20 protein-coding genes are annotated in these 22,891 nt (G+C 71.5%); 10 read left to right on the top strand and 10 right to left on the bottom strand.

Annotated elements, in window-relative coordinates:
- Nucleotides 1–68: 68 nt before the first annotated feature.
- Both BMZ47_RS02380 and BMZ47_RS02375 read right to left on the bottom strand, forming a co-directional pair.
- Nucleotides 69–461, bottom strand: coding sequence for a tautomerase family protein (locus BMZ47_RS02380; RefSeq protein WP_091858219.1), 393 nt, complete (start codon nt 459–461; stop codon nt 69–71).
- A 15-nt stretch (nt 462–476) separates the two neighbouring features.
- Entirely contained in the window at nt 477–1,037 is a 561-nt protein-coding gene (locus tag BMZ47_RS02375) for a DUF4865 family protein (RefSeq protein ID WP_091858216.1), read from the bottom strand.
- Between the two features lie 91 nt (nt 1,038–1,128).
- Between BMZ47_RS02375 and BMZ47_RS02370 the strand changes: the two genes are divergently transcribed.
- A complete protein-coding gene (locus BMZ47_RS02370; RefSeq protein ID WP_091858213.1) occupies nt 1,129–2,004 on the top strand; it encodes a LysR family transcriptional regulator in 876 nt (291 codons plus the stop codon).
- Between the two features lie 28 nt (nt 2,005–2,032).
- On the opposite strand, the gene secB is transcribed toward BMZ47_RS02370, so the two are convergent.
- Nucleotides 2,033–2,533, bottom strand: a complete 501-nt coding sequence (secB, locus tag BMZ47_RS02365; protein ID WP_007559667.1) for a protein-export chaperone SecB — start codon at nt 2,531–2,533, stop codon at nt 2,033–2,035.
- A gap of 339 nt (nt 2,534–2,872) precedes the next feature.
- Between secB and BMZ47_RS02360 the strand changes: the two genes are divergently transcribed.
- From BMZ47_RS02360 to gmk, 9 genes are all read left to right on the top strand, one after another.
- Nucleotides 2,873–3,589: a Tim44/TimA family putative adaptor protein gene (locus tag BMZ47_RS02360; RefSeq protein WP_091858210.1), complete on the top strand. Its 717-nt coding sequence runs from the start codon at nt 2,873–2,875 to the stop codon at nt 3,587–3,589.
- A gap of 18 nt (nt 3,590–3,607) precedes the next feature.
- Complete coding sequence (gene mltA / locus BMZ47_RS02355) at nt 3,608–4,789, top strand: murein transglycosylase A (RefSeq protein ID WP_208601006.1); 1,182 nt, start codon at nt 3,608–3,610, stop codon at nt 4,787–4,789.
- Nucleotides 4,786–5,427: a Smr/MutS family protein gene (locus BMZ47_RS02350; RefSeq protein ID WP_091858207.1), complete on the top strand. Its 642-nt coding sequence runs from the start codon at nt 4,786–4,788 to the stop codon at nt 5,425–5,427. The genes mltA and BMZ47_RS02350 overlap by 4 nt, the downstream gene beginning before the upstream one ends.
- Before the next feature lie 117 nt (nt 5,428–5,544).
- Nucleotides 5,545–6,435, top strand: a complete 891-nt coding sequence (gene mutM / locus BMZ47_RS02345) for a bifunctional DNA-formamidopyrimidine glycosylase/DNA-(apurinic or apyrimidinic site) lyase (protein WP_091858204.1) — start codon at nt 5,545–5,547, stop codon at nt 6,433–6,435.
- A gap of 245 nt (nt 6,436–6,680) precedes the next feature.
- Nucleotides 6,681–8,096 carry an endolytic transglycosylase MltG gene (gene mltG, locus BMZ47_RS02340; RefSeq protein WP_091858201.1) on the top strand — a complete coding sequence of 472 codons (1,416 nt, stop codon included), beginning with the start codon at nt 6,681–6,683 and terminating at the stop codon, nt 8,094–8,096.
- 126 nt (nt 8,097–8,222) lie between these two features.
- Nucleotides 8,223–8,621 carry a hypothetical protein gene (locus BMZ47_RS02335; RefSeq protein ID WP_244536719.1) on the top strand — a complete coding sequence of 133 codons (399 nt, stop codon included), beginning with the start codon at nt 8,223–8,225 and terminating at the stop codon, nt 8,619–8,621.
- Between the two features lie 3 nt (nt 8,622–8,624).
- Complete coding sequence (locus BMZ47_RS02330; protein WP_244536718.1) at nt 8,625–9,188, top strand: type II toxin-antitoxin system VapC family toxin; 564 nt, start codon at nt 8,625–8,627, stop codon at nt 9,186–9,188.
- Between the two features lie 317 nt (nt 9,189–9,505).
- Nucleotides 9,506–10,384: a YicC/YloC family endoribonuclease gene (locus BMZ47_RS02325; RefSeq protein ID WP_007559674.1), complete on the top strand. Its 879-nt coding sequence runs from the start codon at nt 9,506–9,508 to the stop codon at nt 10,382–10,384.
- Nucleotides 10,385–10,427: 43 nt separating this feature from the next.
- Complete coding sequence (gmk, locus tag BMZ47_RS02320; RefSeq protein ID WP_007559675.1) at nt 10,428–11,093, top strand: guanylate kinase; 666 nt, start codon at nt 10,428–10,430, stop codon at nt 11,091–11,093.
- A 117-nt stretch (nt 11,094–11,210) separates the two neighbouring features.
- On the opposite strand, the gene BMZ47_RS02315 is transcribed toward gmk, so the two are convergent.
- The 7 genes from BMZ47_RS02315 to nusA all read right to left on the bottom strand — a co-directional run bounded on the left by BMZ47_RS02315 (nt 11,211) and on the right by nusA (nt 22,880).
- Nucleotides 11,211–13,826: a histidine kinase dimerization/phosphoacceptor domain -containing protein gene (locus BMZ47_RS02315; protein WP_091858198.1), complete on the bottom strand. Its 2,616-nt coding sequence runs from the start codon at nt 13,824–13,826 to the stop codon at nt 11,211–11,213.
- 109 nt (nt 13,827–13,935) lie between these two features.
- Nucleotides 13,936–15,330: a dihydrolipoyl dehydrogenase gene (locus tag BMZ47_RS02310; protein ID WP_091858196.1), complete on the bottom strand. Its 1,395-nt coding sequence runs from the start codon at nt 15,328–15,330 to the stop codon at nt 13,936–13,938.
- A 479-nt stretch (nt 15,331–15,809) separates the two neighbouring features.
- Nucleotides 15,810–16,838 carry a tRNA pseudouridine(55) synthase TruB gene (gene truB, locus BMZ47_RS02305; RefSeq protein WP_091858193.1) on the bottom strand — a complete coding sequence of 343 codons (1,029 nt, stop codon included), beginning with the start codon at nt 16,836–16,838 and terminating at the stop codon, nt 15,810–15,812.
- 54 nt (nt 16,839–16,892) lie between these two features.
- Entirely contained in the window at nt 16,893–17,336 is a 444-nt protein-coding gene (gene rbfA, locus BMZ47_RS02300) for a 30S ribosome-binding factor RbfA (protein WP_007559690.1), read from the bottom strand.
- Nucleotides 17,337–17,457: 121 nt separating this feature from the next.
- Complete coding sequence (gene infB / locus BMZ47_RS02295; RefSeq protein ID WP_091858190.1) at nt 17,458–20,403, bottom strand: translation initiation factor IF-2; 2,946 nt, start codon at nt 20,401–20,403, stop codon at nt 17,458–17,460.
- 79 nt (nt 20,404–20,482) lie between these two features.
- Nucleotides 20,483–21,217 (bottom strand): RNA-binding protein, encoded by a 735-nt coding sequence (locus BMZ47_RS02290; RefSeq protein ID WP_007559693.1) that lies wholly within the window; start codon nt 21,215–21,217, stop codon nt 20,483–20,485.
- Between the two features lie 25 nt (nt 21,218–21,242).
- A complete protein-coding gene (gene nusA, locus BMZ47_RS02285) occupies nt 21,243–22,880 on the bottom strand; it encodes a transcription termination factor NusA (protein WP_091858187.1) in 1,638 nt (545 codons plus the stop codon).
- Nucleotides 22,881–22,891 lie beyond the last annotated feature (11 nt).

Raw genomic sequence — 22,891 nt, 5'->3', positions numbered from 1 at the left:
GCGGGCCCCGCACCTGAACGTCGTCCCGCGTACGGTCAAGCCCGGCTCGGCTCGGCCGCCACCCGCCGTCACGGATCCGCCGGCCCGTACGACATCAGCCCATCGCCGAACGACCAGTTCTCGGGAGCCACCTCGACCAAGTTGACCAGCACGTTGGCCGGCTTCACGCCCGGCTCGCGTGCGAGGTTGCGGGCGATGGCGGCGTAGAGCGCGCGCTTCTGGGCAGTGGTCCGCGTGGCGTTGGCGGTGATCTGGATGGCGACAAGGTCGTCGCTGCGATGAATGCCGAGATAGTCCGGCCCGTAGTGGAAGTTCGCCGCCTCGTGCTCATGCACGAAGGCGAACAAGTCGCCCTCCGCTACGGCGAAGGTCTCGCGCAGGGCTGCGTAGACGCCCTCCACGAGGGTGTTGCGGTCTGCCGGAGGCGTGCCGGCACGCAGGGAAATGCGGATGATGGGCATCGACGTCTACCGCGCTCAGAGACTGCGCAGGGCCGCGAGGCCGGGGGCGGCGAGATGCGCGACCTCGGTGCCGGACCCTGCATCGACGCGGTCGGCCTCCAGCGTGAAGCGCGTCAGCCGCCACGTGGCGGGGTCGAGGCCGACCAGAGTGGCCAGGACACCCGGGTGCCCGGCGATGTCCCGTCCCCGGACCTGCTCGGTCTCTCGCAAGCGGGCGAGATCCTCGTCGGGGCCGATCTGCCGCGTCTCTTCGGACAGGGCGAGCGTGGTCGCGGCGGCACCGAGCGTCACGGTGAACGGAAGCCAGGTCTCAACCTGCGGCCGGCCGAAACCGTCGATCACGGCCCGGAAGCCCGGCCCGTAGAGGAAGTCGGCGGCGGCACCGGCGTCGCGCCAGAGATAGAAGGAACTGTAGGCGTTCGCCGCCGCTCCGCGCGCACGCTCCTCGACGGTGACGGCCTTGAAGATGAGGCCCGGTATCGCGTCCCAGGCGGGCGCCCGTTCGGCCACCCGCGCACGAATTCGGTCCATCGGATAATCGACCGGCAAGCGGTGCCGGTAACGGGCCACGAGCATCGTCCCCTCCTGGGTTGCAGCGGGACGATTGCAGGGGCCAGCCATATGAGCCAGATATCGCGGGCTATATCTCTCATAACGGATGCTTGTGATGGTGCCCCGCCCCCTCGATCTCGACGGCGTGCTGGCCTTCGTGCGGGTGGTCGATCTGGGCAGCTTCACCCGGGCGGCCGAAGCCCTCGACACCTCACAGGCGGCGATCAGCCTCCGGCTCAAGCGGTTGGAAGATCGGCTCGGGGCGCGGCTGCTCGACCGGACGCCCCGGCACGTGGCCACGACCCGGAAGGGTGAGCTGTTCCTGTCGGCGGCCCGGCGGCTGCTGGAGGCGCATGAGAGCGCCCTGTCGGAGATCGCGGGCGATGTCCCGGCGCGGCTCTGCCTCGGGATCAGCGATCATATCGCCGGTCCGAACCTGCCGGCCCTGCTCCGGCGTCTCGGCCTCGACACGGCGGGTCTGATCACCGAGGTGCGGATCGTCCCCTCACGGGACCTCGCTTCCGCCTTCGAGTCCCCGGGCGAGGGCGGTTACGATGCGGTGCTGCTGCGGACCGAGGAGATGCCCGAGCGTGGCGGAACCGTCCTGGCGCAGGAGCGCCTGGGCTGGTTCGCGGCACCGGACTTCCCGGCCCCTCCGCCGGGCGAGCCCCTGCGGCTCGCGGGCCTGTCGGGGCCGTGCAACGTCCGGGCGGCGGCGGCCCGTACCCTCGACGCGGCCGGGCTGCCCTGGACGGAGGTGTTCGTCGGCGGCGGCGTGCTCGCGGTCGGCGCCGCGGTCACGGCGGGCCTCGCCATCGCCGCCCTGGCACCGAGTACCGTGCCACCGGGCGCCGTGGAGGTCGGGGCGCGGCTGGGCCTGCCCGAATTGCCGCTCACCTGGATCGTGCTGCGGTCCCGGCATCTGACCGGGCGGCCCGCGGAGGCGCTGCGCACGCTGGCGGCGGCCTATCGGGGTCCCGGCGGCCGCTGACGGGCGCGCCGGGACGGTCTCTCAAGCCTCAGGAGGCGAGCGGGCCGCTGGCGCCCTGCGCTTCCATGGCCTTCTGGCGATAGAGCGCGACGAAATCGATCGGGTCGATGTAGAGCGGCGGGAAGCCGCCGTTGCGCACCGCCTCGGCCACGATCTGGCGGGCGAACGGGAACAGCAGGCGCGGGCACTCGATCATGACGGCGGGATGCAGCTGGTCGGCCGGGATGTTGACCATCCGGAAGACGCCCGCATACTTCACGTCGAACGCGAACAGCACTTCGTTCTGGATCTTGGCATCGCCTTCCAGCGTCAGCTCGACCTCGAAATCGGTATCCGAGAGCTGCTGGGCGGTGACGTTGACCTGGATGCTGATCTGCGGGCCCTGGCCTTCCTTGGGCTGGAGCGAGCGCGGCGCGTTCGGATTCTCGAAGGACAGATCCTTCGTGTACTGCGCCAGCGCGTTGATCGTCGGCGCGTCGCCCTGCGGCATGCCGCCGCCGTTGCCGTTGGCTGCCGGGGAGTCGGCCATGCGGATCATCCTTCTCGATCGGCCGGCACGGCCGGCCCGGGTTGTCGCGGCGGGAGCCGCTGAACGGCGCCGCGGAGCGGCCCGGAAGGCAGCGCCGCTAACACGCGCGCCGAGCACGGACAAGCAGCAGGCTGGCGTGGCGCTGGCGGCGGCGGCGTCCGCCCCCCATATCGGTTGACGCATGGGGATCGCGGCGTTCCGCACCGGTATAACCGGCTCGCTCCTTGCGCGTTGGTCAGTTATGAGTCGCCTAGACCCGCGAGCGCTTTGCCGGCGCCGCACCGCGCACGACCTCGGCAAGGGGCACGAGGTCCCGCCGCGGCCACCATCGGATCGGTGATGCAGGACAGCTTCGACGTTACGACGATCATCTTCCTCGCGCTCGCAGTCTTCGTGATCTGGCGCCTGCGCTCGGTTCTCGGCCAGAAGACCGGCGCGGAGCGCTCGCCGTTCAAGCCGGTGGATCGAAGCCGCACCGAGCCGCAGGCCCGCTCCGAGGGCGACAACGTCGTGCGCCTGCCCGGCGCCGACCGGGTCCAGGCCGCGCCGTCCCCGGCCGCCGCGACGGCGCGCGACTGGCGGGGCATCGCGGAGCCCGGCTCCGAGATCGCCCGCGGCCTCGAGGCGGCGGTGCAGGCGGAGCCCGGCTTCGACCCGCGCGCCTTCATCGAGGGGGCCAAGGCGGCCTACGAGACGATCATGATCGCCTTCGCCAAGGGCGACCGGAAGACCCTGCGGGGGCTCCTCTCCAAGGAGGTCGGCGAGGCGTTCGAGCGGGCGATCACCGAGCGTGAGCGCAACCGGCAGACGCTGGAGACCACCTTCGTGTCGATCGACAAGGCCGAGATCGTCGCCATCGAGGTGCGCAACCGCGTGGCGCAGATCACCGTGCGCTTCCTCTCGAACCTCATCACCGCCACCCGGAACGCCGAGGGCAAGGTCATCGACGGCAGCGCCGAGACCGTGGTCGAGGTGCCGGATGTCTGGACCTTCGCGCGCACCCTCGGCTCGCGCGATCCGAACTGGCAACTCGTGGCCACCGAGGCCGGCGCCTGATTTCGTGATTCCGTTGCCGTGCCCAACCTGCGTGCCTGGTCCGGACGGCTCCCGACCGCCCTCTTCGCGACGCTCCTAGCCGGTTCGACACCGGCCGCCCCCGCCGAGATCGGCGGCGCGGTCCTGACTCCCGTTCCGTTCGAGGCCCTGCCGGGTTTTCCCGGCCCCGATCCTGCCGCGGCGCTCGAAGCGTTCCGGCGGGTCTGCGCGGCGCCGACGCCGCCCACACCGCAGCCCGCTGGCGTGGCCGGCGATCCGGCAGCCCTGTCGGCGGCCTGCGCTGCGGCAGCGGATATCGCGCCGGAAGCGGCAGAGGCGTTCTTCCGGCAGCGCTTCGACGCCTTCCGGGTGGTCCGGCCGGGGGCCGAGCGGCCTGGCTTCCTGACGGGTTATTTCGAGCCGGAACTCGAAGGCGTGCTCAGCCAGGGGCCGGTTTTCCCGACCCCGGTGCTCGCCAGGCCCTCCGATCTCGTCTCGCTCGCACCCGGCGAGACCCGACCCGGCCTCGACCCCGCCTTGCGGGCGGCGCGCGCCACCGCGGAGGGGTTTGCGCCCTACCCCGACAGGGCAGCCATCGAGGATGGAGCTTTGGGTGCGCAGGCGCGGCCGATCCTGTGGCTGCGCGACGCCGTCGATCTCTTGGTGCTGCAGGTCCAGGGCTCGGGCCGCGTCCGCCTGCCCGACGGGCGGGCTGTCCGCGTGCTCTACGACGGGCGCAACGGCCAGCCCTACACGGCGGTGGCCAAGCTGATCGTGCAGGAAGGCCACCTGCCGCTGGAGGGTCTGACGCTCGCCCGCTGGACGACATGGCTGCGCGCGCATCCGGAGACCGCCCGGCGCCTGATCCGCGCCAATGCCTCCTACATCTTCTTCCGTCTCGCCCCGGTGGAGGATCCGGCGCTCGGCCCGCCGGGCGCCGCCAACGCACCGCTGACGCCCGGGCGCAGCCTCGCGGTGGATGGCGGCCTGTGGCGCTACGGCCTGCCGTTCTGGCTCGTCGGGCAACTCCCCGGTGCCGCGCCGGGCGAGGCCGGCCGCCTGGTGATCGCCGCCGATACGGGTTCGGCGATCGTCGGGCCGGCCCGGGGCGACCTGTTCGTCGGGACCGGGGCGCAGGCCGGGATCGCGGCCGGGAACCTGCGCGACGCCGTCGGCTTCGTGGTGCTGCTGCCCAAGCCCGCTCCGGGGGTCGCGCCGTGAGGCCGCCGCGCCGCACGCGCCGGCTGAGCGCCGGGGAGGCGAGACTCTGGAGCGAGATCGCCAAGCTGGTGACGCCGCTGGCCGGCCGGGCGACGCTGCCGCCCGAGGCGCCGCCGGCACCCACCGCGACCATGCCGCCGCTGGCGGCGCCGATCCTGAAACCGTCGGCGAGCCCGACCGCGAAGAAGCCCCGCCCGAAGCCGCCGCCCAAGCCGTCGCCTTCCCCTGCCCTCAAGGTCACCGCTGCGCCCTATCAGGCGCCGCCGCAGAGCCATGCGCCGCCATCGGGACTGGAGCGGCAGGCCAAGGTCGGGTTGCGCCGGGGGCGGCTCGCAGTCGAGGCGCGGATCGACCTGCACGGCATGGTCCAGGCCGAAGCCCATGCTGCGCTGACCGGATTCCTCCTGAGGTGCCGGGCGGCAGGGCACGCCTATGTGCTGGTGGTCACCGGCAAGGGCGGGGCGGACAAGGGCGGCTCGGCCTATCCCGACGCCTTCGCCGAGCGGGGGGTGCTCCGGCGCAGCGTGCCGCATTGGCTGCGCGGTGCCGAGCTGCGCGGCATCGTGCTCGGCTTCGAGGAGGCGGCCCGGCATCACGGCGGCGGCGGCGCGCTCTACGTCAGACTTCGCAGACGTTGACCGCCGGCCTTCGGGGCGGGGCGTCAAACCGCGGCGGGTGCTCGCCGTTGCGGTTCTGGTCGAAGGTGTCGATATCCAGACCCCACGCATGGTCCCACGAAAAAGTCCCGAAGAAAAATGCCGGAGCTTCCCGAGGTCGAGACGGTGCGGCGCGGCCTGGTGCCCGCGATGGTCGGCGCCCGGTTCAGCCGGGTCACCCTGCGCCGGCCGAATCTGCGCTTCCCGTTCCCGGAGCGATTCGCGGCGCGGCTGGAGGGGCGCACCGTCACCGATCTCGCCCGCCGGGCGAAGTATCTCACCGCCGGGCTCGATTCGGGCGAGACGCTGATCATGCATCTTGGCATGAGCGGCCGGTTCGACGTCGCCCTGCCCGACGGCCGCAACCTGTCGCCCGGGGATTTCTATCTGGAGGGGGCGCAGGGCACGCCCAAGCACGACCACGTCGTGATGGCGATGAGCACCGGCGCGACCATCACCTACAACGACGCCCGCCGCTTCGGATTCATGGACCTCGTCCCGAGCGAGACCCTGGCGAGCAGCCGCCACTTCGCCCGGATGGGGGTCGAGCCCCTCGACGGGCTGACCGGGGCAGTGATCGCCGGCCTGTTCCGCCACAAGATCGCGCCGCTCAAGGCCGCGCTCCTCGACCAGCGCCTGATCGCGGGATTGGGCAACATCTATGTCTGCGAGGCCCTGCACCGGGCCCGCCTCCACCCGGAGACCCCCGCCGGCCTCCTGGTCAAGCCCGACGGGCGGCCGACGCCCAAGGCCAACGCCCTGGCCAAGGCGATCGTGCAGGTGCTGGAGGAGGCCGTGACGGCCGGCGGCTCGACCCTGCGCGACTACGCCCACACCGACGGCACCGCCGGGGCGTTCCAGCACGCGTTCCGGGTCTACGACCGGGTCGGCGAGCCCTGCCGCCACCCGGGTTGCCGCGGCTCGGTGACCCGGATCGTGCAGGCGAACCGCTCGACCTTCTTCTGCGCGACCTGCCAGCCGCCGGTCTGATCGGGCCGCTCTCGCACCGCAGAACGGCAATTTCGCCACAAACCCGGCTAGGGTCGCGGATCTCGACGCGCGCATCCGGTTGCGGGCAGCCGGTCCCGGCCCGCGGCGCGAGACGGGTCGCGCGGGCCTGACGCGTCGTCCCGGGTCTCGGATCCGGGACGACGCGTCAGGTCGCTGGTTTTGCATCATTGTCTTCCCGAGAGCCGGCGCCCGGCGCTCGGGATGATGCTCGTGACAGGAACGCGATGTTCTTCCGCCGCTCAAAGACGCCCGCGCCCGAGACCATCGCGCAGGATCCGACGGACGGCCCCGCCCTGCCGCAGCGCCTGTCGCCGCGCTCCCCGGGCGAGGCGATCAAGCCGACCGCCGCGCCGCCCCCGCCGGAGAAGCCGGTGCGCGAGCGCAGCGGCCTCGTCGGCATCATCAGCGGCGCCCTCACCTTCGCGGTGGTGATCGCCATCGCGGCGATGATCGGGATCACGCTGTTCCAGCGCCAGGTGCGCGAGCCGGGACCGCTCGCCACCGACAAGGTCGTGGTGATCCCGCCCCATAGCGGCACCGGCGAGATCGCCGAGACCCTGAAGCGCGAGGGCGTGATCGACCATACCGGCCTGTTCGAGTTCGCCGCCCGCTTCGGCGGCCGGCCGGCGCTCCGGGCCGGCGAGTACATGTTCAAGGCGCATGCGAGCATCGCCGACGCCCTCGACACGGTCACCACCGGCCGGCAGGTGCAGCACGCGATCACCTTCCCGGAGGGCCTGACCTCCGAGCAGATCGTCACGCGGCTCAACGACAACGACATCCTCACCGGCGAGATCAACGAGATCCCCCCGGAGGGCTCGCTCCTGCCCGACACCTACAAGTTCGAGCGCGGCGCCACCCGCCAGCAGATCGTCAACCTGATGCGGGCCAAGCAGCGCGAGGTGCTGAACCAGATCTGGCTCCGGCGCAGCGCCGACGTGCCGGTGCGGACCCCGGCCGAGATGGTCACCCTGGCGTCGATCGTCGAGAAGGAGACCGGCCGGGCCGACGAGCGGCCCCGGGTGGCGGGCGTGTTCATCAACCGCCTGAACAAGCGGATGAAGCTGCAATCCGACCCGACCATCGTGTACGGGCTGGTGGGCGGGCGCGGCACCCTCGGGCGCGGCATCCTGCGCTCCGAGATCGAGCGGCCGACCCCGTACAACACCTACGCGATCGAGGGCCTGCCCCCGGGGCCGATCGCCAATCCCGGCCGGGCCGCCCTGGAGGCGGTGGCCAACCCGTCCCGGACCAAGGACCTGTACTTCGTCGCCGACGGCAGCGGCGGCCACGCCTTCGCCGACTCGCTCGAAGGCCACCAGCGCAACGTCGCCCGCTGGCGCGCGGTCGAGAAGAGCCGCCAGGCACCGCCGGACGCGGTCGACAAGGTCGAGCCCGGTCCCGATCCGAGCGTCCCCGGCCGCGCCTCGGCCTTCGCCCCGGGCGGCGCCCCGGGAAGCAATACGCCCAATACCAACGCGGCCTTCGCCCTCGACAGCGGCACGCCGGGCACCCGCGCCTTCGACGCCTCCGAGGGCACGCGCCTCGATCCGCTGAAGAACCGCAGCTACGATCTCGGCTCGCCCAAGACCGTCCCGGCGCTGGCCGACCCGACGCCGGCCCCGCGCGGGCGGCGATAGGCGCGCGTTGCAGACGTCGTCGCGCGCTTGGCGGCGGCGCCTTCAGCGACCCCAACGCGTTGTTCGGCAGGGGATACGGAGTTATGTTAGCAGAATCAGAAGCCTGTTAATTGGGGCGGCGAGGCGATGGCCCGGATCACCGCAGATCCCCCGATCGGGAAGGCTGGTCGGACGACCGGGGATCTGCCTCGAAAGAGTAGGCCAGACGGCCGCCGCGCCGTGCGGCGTCAGGCGCACAATATCCCCGCCGCCCCGATGTCGGGCGACGATGCGGCTCTCGCCCAGATGGTCGATAGTTTACGCGCGCATCTCCCGAAGGCGGGTCTCGATCAGGGCGAGATGCAGCAGGTCGGTGCCCGCTTGCCAGCGAGCCTGGTCCGGCAAGCGAAGAGGCGGACGGGCCTCAGCTCCAACACGGATCTGCTGATTGTCGCCCTCGCAAACCTGGCCCTCGAGGACGCCTTCGCGGATGCGTTCGAGGCGGCGCACGGCCAACTGGACCCCGAGCTCGATATCGGTTTTTGAACCGTGTTCCCGATCTCGCGGTCGACGGAGAAGCTCAGCCTTCGTCGTGACCTGAAAGGGATTCGTCCGCGCGCCCGGCGCGATCTTCCTTTCATCGGGGTGACGGCAGCGCCGGGCGGGCCGCTGATGCTCGATACCGGCGTCTACATCCACGGCCTCAAAGGGCAGACGCCAACCGCCCTGCGGTCGCTCTTGAGACTGCGCACGGTCCATCACAGCGTCGTCGCCATGCAGGAGATCCTGCATGCGATCGGCGTTCTCGATCCCGCGCATCCCGGAACCGCGAAGAACGTCGCGGCGATCCGAGCATTGCTCGACGGTATCCCGCTGCACCGCCTCTACACGCCCGACCGGGACGTCCTGATCGACGCCGCGATCGTCGCGGGCATCCTGTGCCGTCTGCGCGGCTACGCGCGTGATCGACGCACGAAGGCTCTGCACGACTGCACGCTCTTGTTGCACGCCGCCAGAACGGGCTGCACGCTTCTCACGGCCAATGTCTCCGACTTCGACCTGCTTCAGCAGCTGAAGCCTGAAAGCCGCGTCATCTTTTACGAGGCTGCCTAAGAGCGCACGGCGCTGACTGTGCCGCGCGGCCGGCGATGGACGGTGCAGGGAAGCGAGATTGGAGGAAGCGATCTCCCTTCCATACCCTCATCCTGAGGTGAGAGGGTGGGATACGCGCCATAGGGCAACCCACAGCGCTCGCCGTCAGTGCGAGCGCAGCGAAGCAACCCAGGGCAGCGCGCGATCGCAAAACGGCTAGCATCACCGGATTGCTCCGCTTGCGATGACCGCGTGGTGATCGGACTCCAGCGCACCACCCCTTCCCCCCGGGGCGATCCGTGCTACAGGCCCGGATCTTCACGAGGACGGGGGTCGACATGGCCCAGATCGCAAGCATGACCGGCTTCGCCCGGGCGGCGGGCACCACCGGGGCGGTGCAATGGGCCTGGGAGGTCCGGAGCGTCAACGGGCGCGGCCTCGACGTGCGCATCCGCGTGCCGGCGGGCTATGACGGGCTCGGCGAGACCGCCCGCACCGCCCTGCAGAAGACCCTGTCCCGGGGCCAGTGCCAGCTGACCCTGACGCTGACCAAGCCGGAGCAGGCCGCCCGGGTGCGGATCAACGAGGGCCTGCTGGCGAGCCTCGCCCAGGCGGTCGCCCGGGTGCCGGTGCCCGAGGGCGTCGCACCGGCCACGATGGACGGGCTGCTCGGCGTGCGCGGGGTGATCGAGGTCGAGGACGAGGCGGGGGCCGAGACCGAGACCTTCGCGCGGGATCTCGCCGAGGGCGTGGTCCGGGTGGTGGCCGACCTGGTCGAGGCCCGCCGGGCCGAGGGGCGTCAGCTCGCCGAGGTCGTCACCGCGCAGGTCGACCGGATCGCCGCGCTGACCCAGGCGGCCGAGGACAACCCGGCGCGCAAGCCCGAGGCGGTGCGTGCCCGGCTGGCCGCCGCCATCGAGGCGTTGGGCGGGACCAATCTGGACCCGGACCGCCTGCACCAGGAGGCGATGCTGCTCGCCGGCAAGGCCGATGTGCGCGAGGAGCTGGACCGGCTGCACGCCCATGTCGCCAGCGCCCGCGAGCTGCTCGCCGCCGGTGGCGCGATCGGCCGGCGCCTGGATTTCCTGGCCCAGGAATTCGGCCGCGAGGCCAACACCCTGTGCGCCAAGGCCAACGACATCAGCCTGTCGCGGATCGGGCTCGACCTCAAGGCCGTGGTCGAGCAGTTCCGCGAGCAGGTCCAGAACATCGAATGAAGCCTTGGGACCCCCACATGCGACACGCGACGGAGCCACGCGGATGAGCGGACCGGCGAAGAACGTCTCCGACACCATCGCGCGGCGCGGATTGATCCTGATCCTGTCCTCGCCCTCGGGGGCGGGCAAGACCACGCTGACCCGGGCGATCGCGCAGGATCCGACCTGGGCGCTCGACGTGTCCATCTCCGTCACGACCCGGGCGCGCCGGCCCTCCGAGATCGACGGGCGTCACTACCACTTCATCGACCGCGAGGCGTTCGAGGACCTGCGCAGCCGCGACGACCTGCTCGAATGGGCGGAGGTCCACGGCAATTATTACGGCACGCCCCGCCGCCCGGTGGAGAAGGTCCTGGGCTCGGGCCGGGACATGATCTTCGACATCGACTACCAGGGCACCCGCCAGGTGCGGGCCAAGCTCGCCCAGGACGTGGTGACCGTGTTCATCCTGCCGCCCAGCATGGCCGAGCTGCGCCAGCGCCTCGAGCGCCGCGCCGAGGACTCGGCCGAGACGATCGAGAAGCGGCTGGCCAATGCCCGGACCGAGATCCAGCGCTGGAGCGAGTACGATTACGTGATCGTCAACGAGGACCTGCAGGCGGCCTTCCAGGCGCTCCAGGGCATTCTCTCAGCCGAGCGGCTGAAGCGCGCGCGCCGCACCGGCCTGGCGCAGTTCGTCGACGGGCTGCTGGCGGAGGCGGACGCCTAAGCTCCCACCCCGTCCTTGCGCGCGGGGCGAAGCAACCAAGGGACACGCTCTACGATCCGAGATCGCGCGCCGCCCTGGGTTGCCTCGCTGCGCGCGCCATGACGGCTGCGGCTTCGATCACGCCGTGATGGTGAAGCACGCGCCCGGGTTGTTGGCCACGTCGAGACGGGCGTTGATCTGGTCGAGCATCGCCCGGATCAGCTTCATCCCGAGGCCCGTGCCCTTGCCGCGCACCTTGGCCTCGGCCCAGTCGTCGGGCAGGCCGGAACCGTCGTCGCAGACCCGAAGCTGAACCTCGCCCGGGCCGGAGGCCGAGACGCTGACCTCGACGCGGCCGCCGCCGGTGGGGTTGGCCGCGTATTTGAACGCGTTGGTCACGAGCTCCGTGGCGATCAGCGAGAGCGCCACCGCCTTGCGGTAGGGCACCATCAGGCCGGGCTCGGCCGACAGATCGACGGCGTGGCCCTCGCCGGCCAGGCCCGCGAGGTCGTTGCACAGGTTCTCGATGGTCTGGCCGAGATCGACCTCATCGAAGCGCTCGGCCTGGTAGAGGCTGTCGTGCACCCGCGCGACGCTCATTACCCGGGCCGAGGTGTCGGCGAAGGCCTGCCGGGCCTCGCCGTCGGAGATCTGGCGGCGCTGCATCTGCAGGAAGGCCGAGACGATCTGCAGGGAGTTCTTGACCCGGTGGTCGATCTCCCGGGTCAGCAGGTCCTTCTGCTCGAGCAGGCGCTCCTTTTCGGCGAGCAGGCTGGTCAGCTCATCGATCTTGCGGCGCTGGCGCAGCACTACGCCCTCGACCGCCTCGGCCAGCGAGCCGGCGAGATGGACCTGCCATTCGGCCCAGTCGGCGGCGAAGCCGGTGCGCTCCTCGACCCAGCGCTCGAACGAGCGGCGCGGCAGCAGGGCCACCGGGCCGCTGCCGGCGAGAACCGGTTTGCGCGGGTCGCCGCCCCAGGTCACCGTGCTGGGCACCTCCGGCCGGAACCAGAGCAGCAGATTCTCGCGGGACTCGTCCACGAAGGCGGCGAGCAGGCCGCTGGCGATCTCCCGGTAGGGGGCCGCCTCCGGATACTCGGCGGTGAAGCTGCTGCTGCTGTATTGGGTCTCGCCGGCCGGCAGCCGGTCCCGCAGCCAGGCGGCGATCCGGCCGACCATGTCGGCGGGGGGCGACCGGCCGATCAGCGTCACCCGCTCGCCCGCCGCGATGCCGGCGCCGGTGGCGCTGAACAGGTCGAGCAGGGTCGCGTTGCCGGCGGTCAGGGCGGCCACGAAATCGTCGGAGCGGGTCAGCTCGCGCACCAGGCGGCTCTCGACCGCCAGATGGGCCTGCCGCTCCTCCCAGAGCCGGCGCGACTCGATCTCCTGCACCCGCATCGCGAAGGCGTCGGTGAGCACGGTGGCGGCCGAGCGGGTCTCGGGCGTGACGTAATGCGGGCGGCGATGATGGCCGATCATCAGGCCCCAGAGCCGGCCCTCGACCATGATCGAGATCGACATCGAGCCGTTCACGCCCAGGTTGCGCTGGTACTCGAGGTGGATCGGCGACAGCGTGCGGTGCTGGGCGAAGGTGAGATCGATCGGGCCATTGCCCGCGCCGGGCGCCGCCACCAGGCCGACCGGGACGCTGTCGCGGTCGATCACGAAGCGGTTCTTGGCCCGGGTGTAGAGGGCGCGGGCCTGGGCCGGGATGTCGGAGGCGGGAAAGCGCAGGCCGAGCAGGCTGCGCGACCAGGCGGGCACCTTGTCCTCGGCCACCGCCTCGCCGTTCCAGTCGGCGTCGAACCGGTAGACCAGCACGGCCTCGAAGCCGGTGAGCGCGCGGATCTCGAGGGCGGCGATCCGGGCGGCCTCGACCAGGGTCTCGGCCGCGCGCAGGCGCCCGACGGCGAGCTCGGTATCGACCTGGCTGGCGGTCGGGAAGTCGTCGGCCGATTCGGGCTCGAGCTCCAGCTCGACGATCACCCGCCCGGCATGGGCGTGGGCCACGGCGTAATAGGGCGCCGCGCGGCCGGCCAGGGTGAGCCGGCGGCGGGCGGATTGGCCATTCTCCAGGGTGCCGGCGGTCAGGCGCGCCCGGATGGCCTCGACGAAGGCACGGGGCAGCACGTCGTCCAGGGGACGGCCGGCGAGCGGCGGATCCTGGGGATCGACGATCTCCTCGATATTGGCCGAGTAGGCCAGGACGTGCAGGGTCTCGGCATCGGCCGCGAGCATCACGGCGTTGGGCTGGATCGAGCCCGGAATGTGGATCGGCTCGCGCTCGCAATGGCTGGCATCCACCGGCTCAGCGCGCACGCGCCGGCCGATCGCGGCCATCACGGCCTCGCGGGGCAGGCCGGCGCCGAGGCTCTCGATCGGGTCGATGGTCAGCCAGGTGACCGGGCCGGTCTCGGCGGCGGTGCCGTGGCGCATGTGGACCCGCGCCCGCAGGGGCTGAGGCAGCCGGCCGAACACGTAGTCGAAGCTCTCGTCCAGGGCGCCGCGGCGGCTCCCCGACAGGAAGCGCCCGCGGAAATTCGGCACGTTGGTGCCCGGCATCACCTCGCGGAAATAGTTGCGGCCGAGCACCGCCTCGCGTGAGAGGCCCGAGAGCGCGCAGGCGCCCTCGCTGAACACCACGACGGTACCGTCCGAATCGAGTCCGATCACGCCTTTGTCGAGGCGATCCAACGCGTCGGGCGCGAGCACGTCGAGGTCGACGCCGCGTTCGGGGGCCTGCTTCGGCGGCATCAGGAAAGAACCCCGCTCATCTCGGTTGATATGACTGGGGCAGGGGCGAAGTGCAATGCTTCCGCGCGCGGCAAGATCAGCTCGATATCACGATGGCGTCGGAGCCAGATTAAGACTGACAAATTGACTGTGTGATTTCAGACAATGCGGTGGAAAATCCTTCTTCAACTGTAGGATGGTATATGGGTTGGTCCTGCACGGCCGCGGCGCTCTTCCCGTCGCCGATCGCGTGGGCCAGCAGATGCGCCAGATGCTCGACCGCGGGCCCAAGCATCTCCGAACCCAGCAGCCGGCCCTCCCGGTCGGCCCAGATCCGAAGCCCGCCGTGATTCGCGCAGTCGACCCGGGCACGACCCTGGGTCGAGAAATCGACCGTTCCGGTGACACGTCCGGGGGCATCGGCCGCGTAGGGCGCGCCGATCGCGGCGACCTGCGGGTCGGTGAAGACCATCGTTAGACGTGTCCAGGGCTCCGGCGACGTAACAGCGCGCCCGGCGGCCAGCGCCGCCGCGTTCGCTCCGGCGATGCTGCCCTGACGGCTCGCCTCGTGCAGCACCGGCCGCCAGGCATCGGCATCGCCCGCGATCAGGATCGGCGCGCCGGCGCAGACCAGGCTGCGCCGGTCGAATTCCGGCATGCCGCCCTCGCCGAGGCGCAGGCCCGTCACGTCGAGCCCGAGCCCGCCCAGGTTGGGCGCGCGGCCGGTCGCCGCGAGAACCCGGTCGGCCCGGGTCTCTCGGACCCGCCCATCCCGGTCGGTCCAGGCGAGGCGCACACCGTCCCCGTCGGGCGTGGCGGAGTCGAGCTTCGCCCCGAGATGCAGCGTGAGCTCGGCACGGAAAATCTCGGCAGCTTGGCGGGCGAGATCCGGCTCGGACAGGCCGGCGACGGTATCGCCGGCATCGATCACCGTGACGCGGATTCCGAGGCGGCTCATCGCCTGGGCGATCTCGATGCCGACCGCGCCCGCACCCAGAACGGCCAGCGAATCCGGGAGGTCGGGGATCTCGAACAGGGTGTCGGTGGTGAGGACGCGGTCGCCGAGCCCGCGCAGGGGCGCCGGGACGGTGGGGCTCGAACCGGTGGCGATCACGGCGGCGCGGAAGGTGATCCGGGTGTGATCGTCGACGGTCAGGCTGTCGCGATCGGCGAACCGGGCGCTGCCGGCGATGCGCGCCGCCTCCGGCAGGGCGTCCACGCCGTCGAGGACGCCACCGACGAACCGGTCCCGCTCAGCGCGGACCCGCTCGAGCACCGCACGACCATCCACCGCGACGCTGGCGACGTGGATGCCGAACAGGTCGGTGTTGCGCGCCGCATGGGCCGCCTTGGCCGCCGCGATCAGGAGCTTGGAGGGCATGCAGCCGACCCGGGCGCAGGTCGTGCCGCCCGGGCCGCGCTCGATCAGGACGGCGCTCGCTCCGGCCTCGGTGGCGGCCCGGTAGGCGGCGAGCCCGGCGGTCCCGGCCCCGATCACCGCCACATCACAGCTGCGTTCGTTCATCGTATCCCCGGGCCGGTCGCCGGGGCCAAAGCTTCATCGCTGAGGTTCGTTCCGCCTGCGCCGACGCGCCTCAGGTTGAGCCACCAACGGGCTCAGACGGGCTGGTCGGGCAATGCGGTTCGGATGCGGCGGGCCCATTGGAAGAACGCTCTTCCGAGGGTTGATACCGCAGACCCGATAACCCGCACCGTCATTCCCGGGCGCCGCAGGCGAGCCCGGACCCGGAGCGGACGCCCATGGCGTCAATCCAGAACCGCGGCCGGCTCGACCGCTCGGCACGTCGGCGGCTCCGGATCCCGGGTTCCGCCGTGGGGCGGCAGCGGTCGAGCCTTCGACCGGAGAGCAAGACTGAGCTTCCCGCGTCAGGGCAGGTTGGGAATCGACCGGTCTGACCCGTCGCCCCCACGGGAGGGGGTCACGCCGCGGCCCGGATAAGCCGCGGCGTGAGCGTGTCCCCCGCTTCAGGGGGAACCCGCCGGTCAGACGTTGCGCACCGGCGCGGTGCCGCCGAGATGGAACACCCGGTGCGGGACCAGCTCGCCGCGCTCGACATCGCCCACCGCGACCAGGATGCCGCCGCAGGTCGCGAAGGCCTTGCCCTCCACGGGCGCGTCCCGGCCGCGCAGGATCACCGACTGGCCGCGCATCAGGCGCAGGCCGAGGTCGCGGGAGACCGCCACCTCGGGGATCGCGTCGAGCGCGGTCTCCACCGGCCGCAGATGCGCGAGCGCGGCTTCGGGGCCGCCCTCGGTCAGGCCGGCGGCGGCACAGGATTCGGCTTCCGAGAACGGGCCGACCCGGGTCCGGCGCAGGGCCGAGACGTGGCCGTAGCAGCCGAGCATCCGGCCGAGGTCGCGCGCCAGGGCGCGGACATAGGTGCCCTTGCCGCACTCGGCCTCGATCACGGTGCGCTCGCCGTCATGCTCGACCACGGCGAGGCGGTCGATCTGCACCGGCCGGGCGACCAGCTCCACGGTCTCGCCCTCGCGGGCCAGGTCGTAGGCGCGCTCGCCCTGGATCTTGATCGCGGAATAGCGCGGCGGCACCTGCTCGATCGCGCCGACGAAGGCCGGCAGAGCCGCCTCGACGGCCGGCCGCTCCGGACGCGCGTCGCTGGTGGCGACCGCCCGGCCCTCGGCATCGTCGGTGTCGGTTTCGACACCCCATTGCACGGTGAACCGGTAGGCCTTGCGGCCGTCCATGACGAACGGGACGGTCTTGGTCGCCTCACCCAGCGCGATCGGCAGGATGCCCGAGGCCAGCGGGTCGAGGGTGCCGGCATGGCCGGCCTTCTTGGCGTTGAAGGCGCGCTTCACCACCGCGACCGCGTGGGTCGAGGTCATGCCGACAGGCTTGTCGAGGATGACCCAGCCCGACACGTCCCGGCGCTTGGGCCGATCGGGCCGCGGTCCGCGCTGCGGGCGGCGCTCCTCCGGGCCCCGGCGCTCGGCGCCCGGACCGGAAGCCGCGCGCTCGGCCGGCGGATGATCTTCGATGGAAACCGTCATGTCCTCGTGTCCCCCGGGGTCGTTGCCCCGTTCCTGTCCGTGTGCCGTCGGGGATCAATGCCCCCGACCGGTCTCCGGTTCGTCGTCCTCAGGCCCGTCGCCGTCCCGCTCGGGGACGAGGTCGCGCTTCACGCGCTCGTCGCGCAGCAGCTTGTCGATCCGGGCCGCCTCGTCGAAGGTTTCGTCGCGCAGGAAGCGCAGCTCGGGCGCGAATTTCAGGTTCACCCGCCGGGCCACCTCCTGGCGCAGCACCTTGCGGTGGCGGTCCAGCGCGGCGATCACCGGCGCCTCGTCGACGCCGCCGAGCGGCATCACGTAGGCGGTGGCGAGCTTCAGGTCCGGCGACATCCGCACCTCCGGCACGGTCACGACATGCGTGTTGAGCACCGGATCCTGGATGTCGCCGCGCTGAAGCACCTCCGCAAGCGCGTGACGCACGAGTTCGGCCACGCGCTGCTGGCGCTGCGAGGGGCCGGTGGATGTGGGTTTCTGGGCCATTCTGTCTCGGGCCGACGCCGCGGGGCGGCCGGTTCACGTCCAACAAAAGAGAGATGCGCGAAAAAGAAAAGACGGCCGCGGCTGAGGCCGCGACCGCCCTGTCCGGACGAGGTCCGGGATCTCAGAGGGTGCGACGGATCTCTTCGACCCGGTAGCACTCGATAACATCGCCCGCGCGCATGTTCTCGAAGTTCTCGAAGGCCATGCCGCACTCCTGGCCGGAGGTGACTTCCTTCGCGTCGTCCTTGAAGCGCTTGAGGGTCTTGAGCTTGCCCTCGTGGATCACGACGCTGTCGCGGATGAGGCGGACATGCGCGCCGCGCTCCACGATACCGTCGGTGACGCGGCAACCCGCGACCTTGCCGACCTTGGAGACCTCGAAGACCTCCTGGATCGACGCCTCGCCCAGGCGCTCCTCGCGCAGGGTCGGCGGCAGCATCCCCGACAGCGTGGCTTTGATGTCGTCCACGAGGTCGTAGATGATATTGTAGTAGCGGATATCGATACCCGCCCGCTCGGCGGCCTCGCGGGCCTCCTTGAGGGCGCGCACGTTGAAGCCGATCACGACCGCCTTCGACGCCTGAGCCAGGGTGATGTCCGACTCGGTGATGCCGCCGACACCCGACAGGAGGATGCGGGCCGCGACCTCGCCGTTGCCGAGCTTCTCCAGGGCACCCGCGATCGCCTCGACCGAACCCTGCACGTCGCCCTTGATGACGACCGGCAGCTCCTTGCGGCCGGCGCCTTCCTTGAGGTCGCGCATCATGTCGACCAGCGAGCGGTTGGCACCGCCGGTCCGGGCATTCTGCCGCTCGCGCTTCTGGCGGGCGCGGTACTCGGTGACCTCGCGGGCCCGGGCCTCGCTCGACACCACGGTCACGCGGTCGCCGGCATCGGGCGTGCCGTTGAAGCCGAGGACCTCCACGGGCACCGACGGGCCGGCATACTGCACGTTCTCGCCGACATCGTCGATCAGGGCGCGCACGCGGCCCCACTCGGCACCGGCCACGACGATGTCGCCGGTGAACAGAGTGCCGCGCTGGACCAGCACGGTCGCCACCGGACCGCGACCGCGGTCGAGCTGGGCCTCGATGACCGTGCCCTCGCCGTCGCGCTTCTCGTTGGCACGCAGGTTCATGATCTCGGCCTGGATCTGGATGCCCTCCAGCAGCTCCGGCAGACCGTCGCCGGTCTTGGCCGAAACCTCGAATTCCAGGGTCTCGCCGCCCATCGACTCGACCTGGATGTCGTGCTGCAGCAGCTCCGTGCGGACCCGCTGGGGGTTCGCATCCGGCTTGTCGATCTTGTTGATCGCGATGATCATCGGTACGCCCGCCGCCTTGGCGTGCTGGATCGCCTCGATCGTCTGCGGCATGACGCCGTCATCGGCCGCCACCACGACCACCACGATGTCGGTGACCTTGGCGCCGCGGGCGCGCATCGACGTGAACGCCGCGTGGCCCGGGGTGTCGATGAAGGTAATCATGTCGCCGGACGGCGCCGCGACCTGGTAGGCGCCGATATGCTGGGTGATGCCACCGGCCTCGCCCTCCACCACGTTCGCCTTACGGATCGCGTCGAGCAGCGAGGTCTTGCCGTGATCGACGTGGCCCATGATGGTGACCACCGGCGGACGGGGATCGAGATCCTCCTCCAGATCCGGCTCGTCGGACGACAGGCCTTCCTCGACGTCGGACTCGGCGACGCGGCGGACGGTGTGGCCGAGCTCCTCGGCGATGAGCTGGGCGGTGTCCGAGTCGATCACGTCGGTGATCTTGTGGATCTCGCCCTGCTTCATCAGCAGACGGATCACGTCCACGGCCCGCTCCGACATGCGGTTGGCGAGTTCCTGGATGGTGATCGTCTCGGGGATCGTCACCTCGCGGGACAGCTTCTCCTTCTGCTCGACCTGGCCACGGCCGCTCATGCGCTGCTGGCGGCGGCGGAACGAGGCGACCGAGCGGGTGCGCTCGTCCTCACCGGACGTCGCCGTCGCGATGGTCAGGCGGCCGCGGTTGCGGTCCCCGCCCGGCGACTTCGGCGTCTTGGGCGGCGCGATGATCTTGAGCGGCATGCCGGGACGGCGGATCACCCGCTTGGTCTCGGACTCGTCCTCGTTGGTCTGCGCACCGCGGCCGGCGGGACGCGCCGCTGCGGCGGCACCGGCGGGACGCGCGGCGGTCGTCGGCGTGGCGCTCTTCTCGGGCTCGGGCGCCGGGGCGGGCCGCGCCATGAAGTTCAGGTCGCGGGGCTTGCGCGAATCGGCCGTGATGGTCTTGCGCGGCTCGCCGGTGGCGGGACGGGCGGTCAGCGGCGGACGCGCCGCCGGGGCGGCCGGCGCTGAAGCGGCCGGACGCGCAGCCGCGGGGGCGGCCGGACGGGCAGCCTCGGGCTGGCGGGCCGGAGCGACGGTGCTCGGACGCGCCGGCATCGGACGGGTCGCCGACGGGCGAGCGGGCGCGGCGGCCGGGGTCGCCGGCGCGGCGGGGGCAGCAGCCGTGGGGGCGGCCGGTGCAGGCGCAGCGGCCTCGGCAGCGGCGGCCGCGTTCGCGGCAGCGGCGGCCTTGGCGGCCTCCTCGGCAGCGCGAGCAGCCTCGGCGGCGGCGGCCTTGCGGGACTCCTCCTCGCGACGGCGCTCCTCGGCGGCTTCGCGCTCGCGGCGGGCCTGCTCCTCGGCCTCCTTGCGGCGGGCCTCGGCCTCGGCCTCAGCCTTCTGACGGGCCTCGGCCTCGCGGCGCTTCGCGTCGGCGAGGGCGGCGGCGCGGGCGGCGCTTTCCTGCTCGCTCAACGTGCGCAGCACGACACCCGACGCCGAGCGCTGGGCCGGGCGCGGCGGGGCCGCAGCGGCGGTCGGAGCCGGGCGCGGGGCGGGCGCAGGCTCACGGGCAGGGGCGGCCGGGGCCGCGCCGACGCCGCGGCGCTTGACCGTCTCGACCACGACCTGCTTGGAGCGGCCATGGGAGAAGCTCTGACGCACGGTGCCTGCCTCGATCGGCCGCTTGAGGGAGAGCGGCTTCGGAGAAGTCCTGTTCAGAGTCTTGTCGCCCGGGTTGTTCGTGTCGCTCATTCAGCCTGAACCCTGAGGGTTTCCATCGTCCCGTGAACCGACGCCCGGTGGCGCCGGCCAAATTCGTCCTGGTGCGTCGTCAACGTGAGGCTTCGTCGACCCCGCCGATTCGGGCTGGATCGGGCTCCTCGGTCGCCGCGGCGGCGCCCTCGAAGGAGCGTAGCCGACGCCAACGCGACAGGCAGCCGGCAGCTCCGGCTCCTGCGACGAGCGCAGCGTGTATCACATGATCCCGACCTAAGGCCATGTCCAATTCATCTTCGGACAGGTCGTCGATGATCGGTATCCTTGACATGGCCTCACCGTGCCGCCGGTACAAGGCCGCGGCGATCTTGCGACGGCCGTCTGGACTGGCTTCCGCCGCATGGATCAGGGCCACCGCGCCGGGCTGGCCGCCGATCGCGGCCTCGACCTTGGAGAAGCCTGCGACCACGCATCCCGCCTTGTTGGCCATGGCGATCGCCTGCCGCAGATCCTCGCGCAGGCCGACGACGATCCGGTCGGGCAGGTCGGGGCCGGCCTGGGCCGGTCCCTTGAACGCCCGCGGAAACAGATTCTTGCGCACCGCGGTGGCGACCGCGTCGCGCCGGGCGCTGATCCAGGCGCCGCGGCCGGGCAGCTTCGCGCGCAGGTCTGGCACGACGCTGCCGTCCGGGCCGCGCACGAACCGGATCATCGCCTCGGGCGGCTGGACCACGCGCGTGACGATGCAGGTCCGTTGCGGCACGCGCCGGCCGGGGCCGCTGTCGAGCCCCCCGGGATCGAGTCCCGGATCCTGCCCCTCATCGGGCGGGGTCGTGTCGACCTCGGCCATGAGCGCGTCCGCCGCAGCCTCCCGCTCAGGCCTCGGCCGGGGTGGCGGCCGTCGCCTCGGGGGTCTCCTCGCTCTCGTCGGTCTCGGCACCCTCCTCGGCCTCCGGCTCGGGCAGCGCCTCGATCCAGCCGGCCTTGAGGCGGGCGGCCATGATCAGGCCCTCGGCCTCGGCCCGCGACAGCTCGAACCCGTCGAGATAGCCGGCGTGGCGCACGGCGTCCGGGCCGCGGCCCTCGGTGTAGCCGACGAGGTCGTCGGTGGCGCAGCCCGCCAGGTCCTCGACGGTCTTCACGTCGTTCTCGCCGAGCGCGACCATCATGGGCGTGGTGATGCCCTCGATCTCGCGCAGCTCGTCGGCGACGCCGAGCTCGGTGCGGCGGGCATCGTGCTCCTGCTCGATCCGGGCGAGGTGATCCTGGGCGCGGGCCTGGATCTCGGCGCCGGTCTCCTCGTCGAGACCCTGGATGCCGGACAGCTCCTGGATGTCGACGTAGGCGATCTCCTCGACGTTGCGGAAGCCTTCGGCCGCCAGCAGCTGGCCGACGGTCTCGTCGACGTCGAGCGCCTCCATGAACACCTGGGTCCGCTCGGCGAATTCCTTCTGGCGCCGCTCGGATTCCTCGGCCTCGGTGAGGATGTCGATGTCCCAGCCGGTGAGCTGCGAGGCCAAGCGCACGTTCTGGCCCCGGCGGCCGATGGCCAGCGAGAGCTGGTCGTCCGGCACCACCACCTCGATGCGGTCGGCCTCCTCGTCGAGCACGACCTTCACCACCTCGGCGGGCTGGAGGGCGTTGACGATGAAGGTCGCCTCGTCCTCGGACCACGGGATGATGTCGATCTTCTCGCCCTGGAGCTCGCCGACCACCGCCTGGACGCGCGAGCCGCGCATGCCGACGCAGGCGCCGACCGGGTCGATGCTGCCGTCGCGGGAGATCACGGCGATCTTGGCGCGGGAGCCCGGATCGCGGGCCACAGCCTTCACCTCGACGATGCCGTCGTAAATCTCGGGCACTTCCTGGCCGAACAGCTTGGCCATGAATTGCGGGTGCGAGCGCGACAGGAAGATCTGCGGCCCGCGCACTTCCGAGCGCACGTCGAACAGGTAGGAGCGAATCCGGTCGCCCGGCCGGAAGGTCTCGCGCGGGATCATCTCGTCCCGGCGGACGATGCCCTCGCCCCGGCCCAGATCGACGATGACGTTGCCGTACTCGACCCGCTTGACGATGCCGTTGAGGATCTCGCCGATCCGGTCCTTGTACTCGTCGAACTGGCGGGCGCGCTCGGCGTCGCGCACCTTCTGGACGATGACCTGCTTGGCCGACTGGGCGGCGACGCGGCCGAAATCGAAGGGCGGCAGGGTGTCGGAGATCACGTCGCCGACCAGCGCGCCCGGGTTGTAGCGGCGGGCCTGCTCCAGGGTGATCTCGCGGGCGTCGTTCTCCACCTGATCGACCACCAGAAGGTGCCGCGACAGGCGCAGGGCCCCGGTCTTGTTGTCGATCTCGGCGTGAACGTCGGTCTCCGCGCCGTAGCGGGAGCGCGCCGCCTTGGCGATCGCCTCCTCCATCGCGTCGATGACGATGGAGCGGTCGATCACCTTCTCGCGGGCGACCGCGTCGGCGATCTGGAGGAGTTCGAGCCTGTTGGCGCTGACGACGGCCATCGGTGTCGGTC

Source organism: Methylobacterium brachiatum, from assembly GCF_900113845.1.
Taxonomy (GTDB): domain Bacteria; phylum Pseudomonadota; class Alphaproteobacteria; order Rhizobiales; family Beijerinckiaceae; genus Methylobacterium; species Methylobacterium brachiatum.
The sequence above is the reverse complement of the archived record's forward strand: the minus strand, read 5'-3'. Positions and strand labels throughout refer to the sequence as shown.